Source organism: Nostoc sp. (assembly GCF_036916975.1).
In the GTDB taxonomy this organism is placed as follows: domain Bacteria; phylum Cyanobacteriota; class Cyanobacteriia; order Cyanobacteriales; family Nostocaceae; genus Nostoc.
Genome location: NZ_JBALFF010000066.1, coordinates 128,199 through 141,819 on the forward strand (window position 1 = coordinate 128,199; position 13,621 = coordinate 141,819).

Sequence of the window (13,621 nt, forward strand, 5' to 3'; positions counted from 1 at the left end):
TAAAAAGTCACTGTATGTAAGTCGGTCAAATTAAATATAAAACCTCACCCTCAATCCGGCTGACCCCGAGAATAATAAGGAGAGGGATTGAGGATGAGGTTTTGTCTTATGTTTAACGAACTATGTTCAGCTTAAGTCAAGAGTCTCTACAGGCAGCGCGAATTGAACGCCTCAGCTAAATCCCCCGAAGTTTTGTAAACCCAAACCGTACCCACAACAGCACTCAACTCTTAGAGACGCTTTGTGCGTTCGTCACAAAACGTAATTACGTACAGCCCAAAAGGCCATGAAAACCGCGCAGCGTGCCGGAGGCTCTATTACGAATTACGTACAGCCCTTTGGGCATGAAAACCGCGCAGCGTGCCGGAGGCTCTATTACGAATTACGAATTATTTAATTACGCCTACTTACTTATCTTAAAAATATTTACTAAAATTTACATTTATTAATGTGTCTGATTTATAGAGAGACGCGAAATTAGACTGGGCAACTCTTGGAGAGGCTACGCCAACGCTAATGCGTCTTTTTACACGCCTGAAATTGCCACTGGTAATCCTTAAGTGTATAACCTTAAGTGTATAAATTTAACTTCTTTAAGATTTGTTATGGTTTTGATAGCTGATAACAGCTGCCCTAAGATTACTTTGGTGTTCTGAAAGGAGGCGATCGCCTTCGTCTTTTTCCAAACCAGTCCAGTGCATCAATAGCGCTAACTTAACCCATTTGCCACTGCGTTCTAATAAAAAACCAGCGGCTTCCCGACTTAAGCCTGTGAGGTCTTGCAAAATTCGCAAAGCGCGATCGCGTAACTTTTGATTTGTTACCGCTACATCTACCATACGATTACCGTAAACTTTGCCTAGTTTGACCATCACCCCAGTCGAAAGGATATTTAAAGCTAACTTCGTGACTGTACCAGCTTTCAGGCGAGTTGAGCCAGCGATTATTTCTGGCCCTGTCAAAAGGCGAATGTCAATATCGGCATCAAAGCTAACTTGTTCAGCAGGAACACAGGCGATAAAAATAGTAGCGGCTCCTCGTTGACGAGCAGCATGAAGCGCACCGTGGACATAAGGGGTTGTCCCACCTGCGGTAATACCAACTACCACATCTAATTGGGTAATATGTCGCCCAGCGATCGCAGCCTCCCCATCTTCGATGCTGTCTTCTAAATCCTCCGAACTGCGTACTAGTGCGCCAGCACCACCAGCAATAATCCCCTGTACTAACTCTGGCGGCGTACAAAAAGTAGGTGGACACTCAGCAGCATCTAAGACTCCTAACCTGCCACTTGTGCCTGCACCAATATAAAATAAACGTCCTCCGTGGCGCAAACGCTCTGCGGTGCGATCAATTGCTTGTGCCAACTGAATTTTCGCCGCCGCAACCGCCTCGACTGCCTTTTGGTCTTCGCTATTAAACAACTCCACCAATTCCAGAGAACTGAGCTGGTCTAAGTTAAGACTGTTAGGATTTACCAGCTCGGTTAAAAGATGCCCACGTTCTTGCAAGTTTGTCATTTGTCCTTTGTCCGTTGTCATTTGTCCGTTGTCATTTGTCCGTCGTCATTTGTTCTTTGTCCGTTGTCATTTGTCAGTTAGCGACTAGTGACCAATGACTAGTAACCAATGACCAATGACCAATGACTAATGACTAATTACAACAATCCTTCCAATTTGCGACGCATCTTTTCTAGTTCAGAATCAGACAATTCTGGTTCTTCTAGTGGCTGTTGATTGAAAGGGAAGGTGTCTTCAACAGTATCCTCCTTCTGGGCATCTTCTTGCCAGTCGGTTTTTTCGACGTTAAGTTCTGGGGGAGTTACAACTAAATTGCTGTTTTCTGGGACGATTTCCCATTCATATCCAGCACTTTCGCAAAATTCCTTGATTTCCTCAGCATCGATCGGCTCTGGTGTCGGTGCGGGAAAATCCTGAGCTTCTAACATCAGGGCAAAGCGGGTGGCGTCGTCTTCTGACTCAAACATCAGAATTTTATTGAGATCGCCTACCCGAATGGTATGAATTCCCTCATTTTCCGTTCGAGCATTAAAAATTAACACAAAAACACGCATTGGTGTAATCATTTGTCTTTTTTAAGGTCTATCCATATTAAAGTTCTCCGTTGTGCCTCAGCGAAAGTCACAGGAACAATTTTCACTCTATTGAGATCAGATTTAACTGAAAACGCCAATATTATGAAGCACAAGCATTGGATCAAGCAAATAGCGTAACTCAACAAATGAGGTCTTGGGTTTAGTTGGCGTATCCTGGAAATGGCATACTGAATCAGCGTCTCAGTTAATGCTTGTGTGTGCCAGCGACATCTGGCAATTAATACAATTAAAGCAAATGACTAAATCTCCCAATCAAGATATTCTCTGCCCGTACCCTATCCGCAAGCGTCTATGGTTGCTGGTGTTGAGTCGGGGTAGCATTGCTTTGGGCGGACTTTTGCTGTTAGGAGTTATTGTCGCTATTTGTCGGTTGTGGACTTTTGTCCAAACAGAGTTAACACCATTAGCACAAGAAAGTCTCACTACTACACTCAACCGTCCGGTAAAACTGGGAAAAGTCACACAATTTTCGTTGACGGGAGTTCAGTTTGGGGCTTCAGCTATCCCAGCCACACCTACAGATCCAGATCGGGCCGTAGTTGAAGCTGTAGAGGTGAGTTTTAACCCTTTACAACTAATCTTTAACCGCCATCTAAAGCTAGATGTTACCTTAGTTAACCCAGATATTTACATTGAACAGGATAAACAAGGGCGCTGGGTTTCCACTAATATAGCGCCTGAGCGTGTAGGTGCGGCTATTAAAACCGATTTAGACAAATTGTGGTTTCGCAATGCCAAGTTGGCCTTGATGCCGCAGAAGAGGGCAGAGGGGGCAGGGGGGGCAGGGGGAGCAGGGGGGGCAGGGAAAGATAGGGAAGTGAATTCTTCCTCATCCCCCGTAACATTTTCTCAAATCAACGGTTCTGCCCAACTTTTAGCAAATAACAAGTTGATCAGGTTTGATATGGGGGGTCAAGCAGACAGTGGTGGTAGTATTTCCATTCAGGGAGAGACGCGTTCCAGGGTGCTAGCAGGGAACTTTCAAGTGCGATCGCAAAACTTCCTAGCTGCGGATCTTTCTCGGTTGATTAAGTTACCAGTGAGCTTACAGGCGGGTCGAGCCAATGGCGATTTGTTAGTTAGGTTAACACCAGGACAACGGACTTTATTGTATGGCAGCGCTGTTGTGCAAGGGGTAACAGTTCAAGTGCCTAAAGTCCCGCAACTGTTGAGCAATAGCCAAGGAAATCTTCACTTCCAGGGAACGGAGTTGCAGTTAAACAATGTTACTAGCAACTACGGTAAAATTCCCCTAGTGGCTACGGGAATCATCGACAATCAAGCAGGCTTTAACTTGGCAGCGCGGGTAAATGCGGTGAGTTTGGTTAATGCCCAAGAGACTCTGAAGGTAAAACTACCTGTGCCGATCGCTGGACAAGTACAAGCTTCTTTGCAGATTACCGGATCAACTAAAGAGCCAATTCTCTCAGGTACAGTTGCCACTATTCAAACTGCTCGGATTGACAAAGTTGATTTTAATAGCATTAGTAGTAAGTTTGAATTTACGACTAGTTCTTCTTTAATTACCCTGAAAGATATTCAAGGTAAAGCTAAAGTTGGTGGTGATATCACCGGCGCTGGGACAATTCAACTCGGTAAAAACCCGCGACTGGATATAAATTTTGCTGCCAATAATGTTCCAGGGGATGCGATCGCAAATGTTTATGAAATAACACCCAACTTTCAAATCGGCAACGTCTCAGGTACTGCCCAACTAACTGGCCCTCCCACTAATGTGCAAACGGCGGTACAATATCAAGCCCCTAACGGAACTTACCCAGGGACAGGTGAAGTGGCAATTGCTCCAAATCGCAATGTCTCTTTCCGCAATGTGGCTCTGAATGTGAGTGGTGGTACAGTCCGGGCAACTGGTAGTTATGCCAATCAGCATTGGCAAGCTGTGGCTGTTGCCTCTGGGGTAAAATTAGAACCCTTTGTAGACAAAAGTCAACTGCAAAATGTCTCTTTGGCGGAAGCACAGTTTAATGGTCGTCTTATTCTCTCAGGTAGCACAGGACCATTTAAAATTGCCACGATTCGCACTGATGGGGGAGGGGTTCAAATTGGTGGCGGCACAGTTGCAGTTTCTAATATCCAACTACAAGACCAAAGCTTCTCTGCTCAACTTGTAGCTAATGGTGTGCGGTTGGGACAAATATTAAAACAGTCTCCCCCAGCTTTAAATAACCCATTGGCGGGTACGTTCCAAATCGCAGGCAACAGAGATAATTTCAGCCTGAAAACCCTCCGTGGCAGTGGTGAAGGTCGCCTTGCTATTGGCGGTGGTATGGTTACAGCCTCTAATATTCAAGTGGCGAATGGTGTATATCAGGGGCAAGTTCAAGCAAATAATGTTCCTGTGCAGCAGTTGGCAACAGTACCAAAGCAGTTCCAGGGAGCGTTAAATGGTCAGTTCAATGTCGCGGGTTATGTTGATTCTTTTAAGCTGCAAACTATTAAAGCCAACGGTCAAGCGCAGGTAAATGTTGCGCGTGGGACTATTACAGCCTCTAATATTCAATTGGCGAATGGTGTATATCAGGCGCAAGTTCAAGCAAATAATCTCCCGTTGCAGCAGTTAGCAGCAGTACCACCGCAGTTGCGAGGGACGTTAACCGGTCAAGCAAACGTAGCGGGTTCTGTTGAGTCGTTTCAACCGCAAACTATCCAAGCCAGTGGTCAGGGACGGGTGAATCTTGCAGGTGGAACGATCGCAGCTTCTAATATCCAATTGGCTAATGGTCGCTATCAAGCTGTAGTTAATGCTAACGGTTTGGAATTAAATCGGTTAAATCAGCAATTGCGGGGTAAGTTTGGCGGTCAGTTGCAATTAGCTGGCACCTTTGGATCATCCAAATTAGCTGATTTACGTGCTGCTGGAGAGGTGCAATTATCCCAAGGTATCCCCGGTTTTGAGCAACCCCTGAGTGCTGCGATCGCTTGGAGTGGTGAAAGGCTTACTATTGAGCGAGCAACTGCTCCCGGTTTAACTGTTATTGGTAACATATTGGCCAATGCTCAGGGAACAGGTATACCAGAAATTACTGCCCTAAATCTCAACGTCCAAGCCCAGAATTACAACTTAAAACAGTTACCGATCAATCTTCCCAATCAGGTTACTGTGGCGGGAAGAGTAGATTTTAATGGACAAATCACTGGTAAGTTGCCCTTGCCAAATGTGGTAGGGCAAATTAATTTACGAGACTTGGTTGTTCAAGATATTGCTTTTGAGCCGTTGTTAATTGGAAACATCGATTCAGCACAAGGACGCGGGTTGAATTTAAATTTAGCAGGAAATAATGATCGCTTGGGCTTCAATTTAGATGCTAATAATCGCCCGAAATCCTTCTTAGTAAAATGGCAGCAAGCATCAGCTATAGGTAATGTTCAAGGGAATGATTGGGCGCTCAAGCTTGCAAATTTCCCCTTAAAAATATTGAATTTGACTCCGCCAGTAATTACTCGACTGGGTACTGGTAAGATAACTGGCTTGTTAACTGGAGATTTGCTATTTAATCAGCAGACATTGGCAGCTACGGGGAATTTAGCGATCGCTAATCCGCAAATTGGCCGACTTAAAGGCGATCGAATAGCTGCTCAATTCCGCTACAGTGATGGTAAAGGCACACTCACCAGTAGTGAATTTGTCAAAGGCAAAAGTAGCTATGCCCTTGTCGGTACTTTTGCTCAAAGCCCTAAAGGCCCTCAACTAAAAGGTAAACTGAACGTCAACCAGGGAGAGATCCAAGATGTTCTAACGGTAGCGCAGATATTTGATTTACAAAACTTGCCAGGTGGTTCAGCAGAAATCTACGGCACAGCAGAGGATCTAACCACCACCCCCCAAGGAACCCAAAATCAACCTTTATTAACCCAAATCGAACGGTTTTCTGAAATTGAAGCTTTGGTAGAAGAACAGGAAGAAAAGCGACTTAATTCTACTCCTATACCAGATTTGGCAGACTTAAAGGGGACTTTCAACGGGGAAGTGGCTGTAAATACAGCTACAGCCAATGGATTATCAGTGGATTTTAATTTGAATGGACAAGACTTTGCCTGGGGTAAAAAGAAAGAACTGAATCGTTATTATACTGCCGAGAAAGTAATTGCCGAAGGTAATTTTGAAAACGGTGTTTTGAGTTTGCGACCTTTACGGCTTGAATCTGCAAACAGGTTGATTGCTTTTACCGGTAACGTTGGCGGTGATGAACAATCTGGCCAGTTGCGGGTGAATAATTTGCCAGTACAAGTACTGAATAATTTTGTCAAACTACCAGTTGGAATCAGAGGTAATCTTAACGGTACAGCAGCAATAGCCGGGAGTATTGCTAATCCCCAAGCTAGAGGGGAATTGCAAATCACAGAAGGATTATTGAATCAAAATAAAATAGACTCAGCGATCGCAGGTTTCAGCTATGCCAAAGGACGCTTAAACTTTGGTAGTACTGTAGCAGTTGCTGGGCCAAAACCTGTTTATATTACTGGCAGCATCCCTTATAAATTGCCTTTTGCAACCGTTGCACCAGACAACGATCAAATCAATTTAGACATGAAGTTAGAAAACGAGGGATTAGCACTGTTAAACGCATTGACTAATCAAGTGGTATTTGAAAAAGGTGAAGGAGAAGTAGACCTCAAAGTACGCGGAACATTGCAAAAACCCGAAGTAAATGGAACTGCTACTATTAATAATGCTACTTTTTCAGCCCAGGCTTTGCCAGGTAAGCTGAAAGATGTTACAGGTAGAGTGCTGTTTAATTTTGACACCATCTTAGTAGAAAATCTTCAGGGTAAATTTAGTCATGGTAAGGTAGAAGCTGCTGGAGAAATTCCCATTTTCAACAATGAGAACGTGACTATCAACAATCCCCTAACCGTTAATCTCGATCGGCTAGCGTTAAATCTGAAGGGACTTTACCTGGGAGGTGCTAGTGGCAATTTACAGATTACTGGTTCTGCTCTTAACCCAGTAATTGGCGGTAAAGTAAATTTATTTGATGGTCAAGTATTGCTCGCAGAATCTACCAGCACCGCTTCATTTGCAAATAGTGGTATTGGCATATCACCCACAAAAAATAAGCAGAGCAAATCTGAAATTGCGAATGGGACGGTAAATGCGTTGGCGACAGCCTTGCCGTCAGGCATCGCTAGATTTAATAATCTAGATTTAGAACTCGGTAAAAACGTCGAAATTACCCGTCCTCCTATTCTCAGTTTCCGCGCAACTGGTAATCTCATAGTTAACGGCTCAATCAATCAGCCAATACCCGATGGTACTATCCGATTAGAACAAGGTGGGGTGAATTTATTTACTACCCAATTTAACCTTGCTCGTGGCTATACACACACCGCAACTTTCAGTCCCTCTCAACCCCGCGACCCCAACTTAGATATTCGCCTATATGCCAAGGTACTGGACGTAACTCAAAGTAATGACTTCGGTCGGGTAAATACCACAGGTTTATCAGCATTAGAAAGTGTTCGAGTCGAAGCCACTATCAACGGTTTAGCCAGCAAACTGAATGAAAATCTAGAACTAACAAGTAGTCCGTCGCGTAGTCAAACCGAAATTGTGGCTCTTTTAGGAGGTGGATTTGTAGACACCCAAGGACGAGGTGACAGTACTTTGGGTTTGATTAACATTGCAGGTTCAGCTGTGTTCAACAATTTTCAGTCAGCTTTTAACCAGATTGGGAGTACCTTTGGCTTAAGTGAACTGCGGATATTTCCTACCGTTATTTCTGATAATCCCGAAGCTGGAAGGAGCAGTTCAACATTGGAATTAGCAGCAGAGGCTGGGGTTGATATATCTCCCAAAATCTCCGTTTCCAGCATCAAGATTTTGACAACAAATGACCCATTTCAATGGGGTGTTAATTACCGGATAAACGATAGGTTTCGTGTGCGTGCTTCCACTAACTTAACCGATGATAGTCGTGCAGTAGTGGAGTATCAAACACGGTTTTAAATAATTCGTAATTCGTAATAGAGCCTCCGGCACGCTGCGCGGTTTTCATGGGCTAAAGGGCTGTACGTAAATTTTGTTTTATAATGGGGATTTAACCCCAATCGCATTACTTGCTTTTTATTGAACCGGGGGACTTCAACCCACGGACAGATATTAAATCAATTTATTCAATTTTAAATTACGAATTACGAATTACGAATTACGAATTACTTCCTGTTCTCTCTTCTTCTTGCTTATCAATAGCTTGTCGTACCTGTTCAACATTCAATTCTAATACTTGGGCGATTTGCTCTATACTTAAACCAAACTTAAGCAAACGAGGTATAGTCTCCAACTTTGTTTCTTCCTTTACTTCCTGGTAAAATTTAGTTTGTCTCCAATCGGTTAATCCAAACATCGCTTCCAACTCCTGTTGAGTTTTGTTTACAAATTTATAGATAAGCATTCTCTCTACTAATTCTAAGAGATTGCTACGGTTAGCTTCATCTGTTTGTTGTACTTGATTTATCAAGTTTTTTGCTTGCTGTACGGCTTTATCTTCTGTTGCAACTACTAACTTAATCACACCTAGCCCAATCGAAGACGATGGTACATCATCTAACTCGTCTAAATAAATTATCCGAATTTGCCATTCAGCCAATGATGTTTGATAAATCAATGGTACGCCTGGGTCGAGACTGCGTTAAGCAAAAAGTAATACTGCTTGCCAGCGGGGGGAACTAACCGCACAGGTGCAAAGGACACAAAGAAAGAAGAAGCCAAGAAAATTTGGCGCACTCTCACGAAGTAATGCTATAAGTGATTACTAGATTTATTACCTCGCATTAAATTTTCCAATAAATTCCGTAATTACACTAAAGCTTTAAGTTTTATCTAATACTAAATTAAGATAATGACTTAAAGCAGAGAATAGCAGTATGAAAAAGTACACCACTTTGAAATTTCCCAACAATGCGACAGGACAGAGAATGAAGCTTGAAGCTTTACAAAGCTATGGCGCACAAGGATGGAGAGTTGCCAGTGAAACTATAACGCCTGGAAATTTCAAGGGCGGCAATGCTTGTTGTTTAGCATTCATATGTTTGCCCCTTGCTTTTTGTGCAGGATCAACAGACGGAGAAATTAACCTAACCTTAGAACGTGGTGAATAACTGACCAGAGAAAGGACAGAGATGTTGCACCAGTACCAATACCTGTAATAAATCGAAGCGTATTATTAGACTTTCTTAATCCAATTAGCTGAGTTGTACCATCTAAAACTAGAGCTAAAAAAAACAAGATGAACAATGTAGAACTATAACTTCTTACTAGTAATAATGCAGGAGATATTACATAACCAACTAACAGCCCAGTACATCTTGCACATACATGAAACTGTCTATTTTTCACAAAGAAAGACCTAGAACTCAATCTATGGCAGCGTACAAAATTGTAAAGAAGTATGTTATCAACAAACAGCTTAATTAAAAGCTTGTCTGACGCATTTCTGAGAATATACTTGTATTTGTGCTTCATAGTTAATCGTTATTGTTTAAGTCAAATTTTCTAAAGATTAGCATTAATTATAAAAAATAATGGGCTAAATCTAAATGCTGCATTTTCTTATAATGAAGATTAGTTAGTATATGAGGTTTAGGAATCGCAACACGGACCTGGGTTGCTATAAAATTTACTATATATAGCTTTCAGAGTTTTTATTGCGTCGATATTAGGTGAAGTTAAGCAAATATCAGATTGTAATATTATCTCCACCCTCTTGATTGATAACTAATCGCAAAATTGATAATCCTAAAATTATCAAAAATAGCACTAAACCAATTGTGCAAGCATAGCTGATTTCCAAGTTACCAAAAGCTTGCTCATATAGATAATAAACAATTGTTTTTGAACTATTGAGTGGGCCTCCTTGGGTCATAATGTATACTTCTTCAAACACCTTCGTGGCAGAAATAGCCGAAATTACCGCCACTAGTGCTAAATACGGCTTCATCAAAGGTATGGTAATATCCCAATGTTTGCTGATACCATCAGAACCATCGATCGCAGCAGCTTCGTACACATCAGCAGGAATTGATTGCAACCCTGCTAAATAAATCACCATATAGTAGCCTAGCCCCTTCCACACGGTGACAGCCATGACACTGGCAAGAGAAATTGGTACAATACCAAAAATTTTTTCTGGGCTAGTTAACCAAGGAATACCTTCTGGAAAAAGACCCAAAGCTTTCAAAAACTGATTCAGTAATCCGTTTTCTGCATACAGCCATTTCCAAGCTATTCCCGCAACCACCATTGAAATTACCACTGGGGTGTAGTATGCTGCTCTAAACCAATTCATCCCCCGCAGTTTCTGATTTACCAAAATTGCCAGCACTAGGGGAGCAATTACTAAAATTGGGACTACACCCACAAGATATAAAAAAGTGTTTTCTAAGGTTTTCCAAAAAACTGCATCCTTCCAAAGCTTGAAAAAGTTGGCAAAACCTATCCATTGTGGCGGCTGGGCAATATCTTCGTAGCTGGTAAAGCTGAGGTAAAACGCTTGCAGTGCAGGCCAAAAGACTGTTAACGCCAAAAGAATTAAGGCGGGTAGTAAAAATAAATAAGGGGTCAGTCGCTGTTTAATGAATATCCAATCTTTAGGTGTTAATTGATTCATATAAGGTCTAATAGTTGTTTTCGCTTTCTCAGCAAGAATTTGGGGATGTGAGTAGATTTAAGCTTCAATATTCTAAAGGCATATATTTGCGTAACGCTAATTAATAACTCGGAGAGAAACTGCGATGGAAACTCAACACAACCCGCCAATTGAACATCAAAATGTCCCCATAAACCACCGTGGACTACATGAGTTTTTGTATAGTTCTGACGAGGAACACACCGCCATTGAGGTGAGTATAACCCCTGAACTGGCAAACGATGGTACTGAAATCATTAACCTTGAGGCTTGGAGTGCATCTGCTCAGAACGCCAAAATTGCAGGTGTTTATGCAGTATTAGACGCAGAACGCTGTACACAGTACATTGGCTATTCTCGGAATGTGTTGCTTTCTTTAAACGGTCATGTCAGCCAAAATGGTCAGCAAAAGTGTGCTTTTGTACGTGTGCAAGCGTTCAAGTTCCCCAAGCGTCAAGAAATGGAAGATTTACGAGATGCGTGGATAGCACAACTCGAAAGCACACCACCTGGTAATGCAACTGAAAGCGAAATGTGGGCTAGTACGGTGGGCGAAGCTGCAAAGGCGGTAATGTCAGAGGCAGAACGTCAAGCTTACGAGGAGAAAAAGCTAAAACTGCGGAAAGCAATGGCTGACACAAGCCTCTTCAAAGAGTCAGAAACAATAGATGCGAGTATAGCCGAACGTCAGCGTCAACTTGAAGCTGCTGTGACAAATGATGACTGGAGTGTAATTATTGACGCACAGACACAAGAAACTAAGTCTTAGGATGAGTTGTTCAGTCCTCTGGTTATTTCCCCACTTGGATACCCCATCTTGTCAAAGGATGGGGTATCTAAGTGTTTAGATCAATATTTTTGCTGGCTTGGCATAGACAATATGCAGCTTTAGGGATATATTCATTATTTTTATTTATCGTTTTGAAAAGCAACAATATTTGCTTCTATCATTCAACCAACGTACATTAAAAGTCATCGGGGTAAACACAGACAGAAATAACGCCAAGAGGTGCAACATGAATCCATTCAAAAAAGTATCGTCCAACAATGTTGATGTAAAAGTAGTTCAAAAACCTCAAATTGTGGAGATAGAACCAGCAGCCCAAAACACTTCCACTGAACCACTAACTCGCGGACAACGCATTGCTGATAAATTAGCGACGCATGTGGGTTCTTGGGGATTTCTGATTGGGCAAAGCGTTGTTTTAGCTGGGTGGGTTGGTGTAAATGCCATGCCTGGGGTTCCCCACTGGGATGAATCACCATTCATGATGCTCAATTTAGTGTTTTCATTTGCCTCAGCTTATACAGCGCCAGTTGTCTTGATGAGCCAAAATCGCCAGTCTGATACTGATCGGATAAATGCCGAAATTGACCATCAGGTGAATTTGAAAGCTGGACAAAATATTGAACTGCTACATGAAAAGTTGGATGACTTACATACTCAAAAACTAGACGAACTGACCCAAATTATAAAAGAACAACAGCGAGTTCTCCATCAGCTTCAAGTAAGTCTAGCGCCTGAATCTAAAGAGGTTAAAGTGAGTGTATTGCCAGGACTTTACGTTCAAAATGGCGCTCAATCACCCAAGCAAGTTATTGTTAACAAAGCTTTCAATGCTGACCAAACAGTTATGGACAATAACAAAGTTATTGATAAGTTAATTCGTCGATAAATATTTCTAACTAAGCCATTTGGAAGAGTCTATTTGGCTGATTTGTACAGAAGTAATAAAAGGGTGTCAAACTCTGCTCAGAAAAGTAATTGAGTTATAATGACACAGCAGAAATAGCACAAACTTGTAAACCAACAGGTGTGTGAATAATCACAGATTCCACACCAAATACTTGAGCGATCGCACTTGGTGTGAGAACTTCTTCAGGTGTACCAACTTCCCAAATATGACCCTGTTTTAATAATGCAATGCGGGAACTATAGCGGGCTGCTAAATTCAATTCGTGTAAAACTGTGATAATAGTTAATCCTTGCTGCTGATTCAGTTCTTTCAGCAGTTCTAATAGTTGCAATTGATAGTTTATATCTAAAAAAGTTGTCGGTTCATCTAATAGTAAAACTTTTGGCTCTTGCGCTAGTGCTAAAGCTAAAAAAGCGCGTTGTCTTTCACCACCTGATAGTTGTTCTAGTAAGCGATCGCTAAAATTTTCTAATTGGGTCTTTTCAATTGCAGCTTCCACTTTGTCCCAATCTTCGGCGGTTAATTCCCATTGCCACCAAGGTTGATGAGGCGTGCGTCCTAAGCTTACTAATTGTCGCACACTTAAGCCAACGGGAACCGTTTGTTGTTGCGGTAATAATGCCAGTTTTTGTGCAACTAGATTTGGGGGTTGAGAGTGAATTGCTTTGCCATCAAGTAGCACTGTTCCCTGTTGTGGGGAGAGAATACGACTCAGCAATTTGAGTAAAGTAGATTTACCTGAGCCATTAGCACCAACTAAACTCAACCATTCTCCTGTTTGCAGAGTCAGGTTAATGTTTTGAACAATTGGTACTAAGGTGTAACCGCCTGTAAGGTTTTGCAGTTCGAGTGGCATTTCAAATATTCAAAAATTATAAACTTAATTTTACAGTGAGTGGATGATTTAGCATCCTTATACCCAGTTTAATTCAATTAGACATATTAATTTAGTTTGGCTTGATCCATTTAATCGAATTGCGATCGCTATTGCGGAAATTACTTAAATGAGAAAGCAATATGCTTGAATGCTTGCTGAATCTACTGAAATGAGAAAGCAATCAAGCATTTTGAGAAAGCAATATGCTTGAATGCTTGCTGAATCTACTGAAATGAGAAAGCAATCAAGCATTTTGAGAAAGCAATATGCTTGAATGCTTGCTGAA

9 protein-coding genes and 1 pseudogene are annotated in these 13,621 nt (G+C 41.9%); 4 read left to right on the top strand and 6 right to left on the bottom strand.

The window, feature by feature from the left end; translation table 11 throughout:
* Positions 1-593: 593 nt before the first annotated feature.
* The gene (murQ, locus tag V7K73_RS16265) at positions 594-1,520 is read right to left on the bottom strand and encodes an N-acetylmuramic acid 6-phosphate etherase (RefSeq protein ID WP_334881647.1); all 927 of its coding nucleotides are present in this window, start codon (positions 1,518-1,520) and stop codon (positions 594-596) included.
* A 137-nt stretch (positions 1,521-1,657) separates the two neighbouring features.
* Positions 1,658-2,086 carry a DUF3110 domain-containing protein gene (locus V7K73_RS16270; protein WP_334881636.1) on the bottom strand — a complete coding sequence of 143 codons (429 nt, stop codon included), beginning with the start codon at positions 2,084-2,086 and terminating at the stop codon, positions 1,658-1,660.
* 265 nt (positions 2,087-2,351) lie between these two features.
* Between V7K73_RS16270 and V7K73_RS16275 the strand changes: the two genes are divergently transcribed.
* The gene (locus V7K73_RS16275) at positions 2,352-8,084 is read left to right on the top strand and encodes a translocation/assembly module TamB domain-containing protein (RefSeq protein WP_334881637.1); all 5,733 of its coding nucleotides are present in this window, start codon (positions 2,352-2,354) and stop codon (positions 8,082-8,084) included.
* Positions 8,085-8,283: 199 nt separating this feature from the next.
* Here V7K73_RS16275 and V7K73_RS16280 read toward each other — a convergent pair.
* Positions 8,284-8,754, bottom strand: a pseudogene (locus V7K73_RS16280) (DUF2887 domain-containing protein); the annotation flags it as partial.
* Between the two features lie 247 nt (positions 8,755-9,001).
* On the opposite strand from V7K73_RS16280, the gene V7K73_RS16285 reads away from it, so the two are divergent.
* Entirely contained in the window at positions 9,002-9,235 is a 234-nt protein-coding gene (locus V7K73_RS16285) for a hypothetical protein (protein WP_334881638.1), read from the top strand.
* Here V7K73_RS16285 and V7K73_RS29890 read toward each other — a convergent pair.
* A complete protein-coding gene (locus V7K73_RS29890; protein ID WP_442936769.1) occupies positions 9,207-9,599 on the bottom strand; it encodes a DUF2085 domain-containing protein in 393 nt (130 codons plus the stop codon). The genes V7K73_RS16285 and V7K73_RS29890 overlap by 29 nt on opposite strands.
* Before the next feature lie 214 nt (positions 9,600-9,813).
* Entirely contained in the window at positions 9,814-10,743 is a 930-nt protein-coding gene (locus tag V7K73_RS16290) for a carbohydrate ABC transporter permease (RefSeq protein ID WP_334881639.1), read from the bottom strand.
* 124 nt (positions 10,744-10,867) lie between these two features.
* On the opposite strand from V7K73_RS16290, the gene V7K73_RS16295 reads away from it, so the two are divergent.
* Positions 10,868-11,530: a GIY-YIG nuclease family protein gene (locus tag V7K73_RS16295; RefSeq protein ID WP_334881640.1), complete on the top strand. Its 663-nt coding sequence runs from the start codon at positions 10,868-10,870 to the stop codon at positions 11,528-11,530.
* Between the two features lie 247 nt (positions 11,531-11,777).
* A complete protein-coding gene (locus tag V7K73_RS16300; RefSeq protein WP_334881641.1) occupies positions 11,778-12,437 on the top strand; it encodes a DUF1003 domain-containing protein in 660 nt (219 codons plus the stop codon).
* Between the two features lie 94 nt (positions 12,438-12,531).
* Here V7K73_RS16300 and V7K73_RS16305 read toward each other — a convergent pair whose 3' ends face one another.
* Positions 12,532-13,314 carry an ABC transporter ATP-binding protein gene (locus V7K73_RS16305; RefSeq protein WP_334881642.1) on the bottom strand — a complete coding sequence of 261 codons (783 nt, stop codon included), beginning with the start codon at positions 13,312-13,314 and terminating at the stop codon, positions 12,532-12,534.
* Positions 13,315-13,621: the final 307 nt, after the last annotated feature.

Bases quoted from the DNA above. Each gene is read 5' to 3' on its own strand.
- murQ (WP_334881647.1), bottom strand. From the start codon at position 1,520: ATGACAAACTTGCAAGAACGTGGGCATCTTTTAACCGAGCTGGTAAAT.
- V7K73_RS16270 (WP_334881636.1), bottom strand. From the start codon at position 2,086: ATGATTACACCAATGCGTGTTTTTGTGTTAATTTTTAATGCTCGAACG.
- V7K73_RS16275 (WP_334881637.1), top strand. From the start codon at position 2,352: ATGACTAAATCTCCCAATCAAGATATTCTCTGCCCGTACCCTATCCGC.
- V7K73_RS16285 (WP_334881638.1), top strand. From the start codon at position 9,002: ATGAAAAAGTACACCACTTTGAAATTTCCCAACAATGCGACAGGACAG.
- V7K73_RS16305 (WP_334881642.1), bottom strand. From the start codon at position 13,314: ATGCCACTCGAACTGCAAAACCTTACAGGCGGTTACACCTTAGTACCA.
- V7K73_RS29890 (WP_442936769.1), bottom strand. From the start codon at position 9,599: ATGAAGCACAAATACAAGTATATTCTCAGAAATGCGTCAGACAAGCTT.
- V7K73_RS16290 (WP_334881639.1), bottom strand. From the start codon at position 10,743: ATGAATCAATTAACACCTAAAGATTGGATATTCATTAAACAGCGACTG.
- V7K73_RS16295 (WP_334881640.1), top strand. From the start codon at position 10,868: ATGGAAACTCAACACAACCCGCCAATTGAACATCAAAATGTCCCCATA.
- V7K73_RS16300 (WP_334881641.1), top strand. From the start codon at position 11,778: ATGAATCCATTCAAAAAAGTATCGTCCAACAATGTTGATGTAAAAGTA.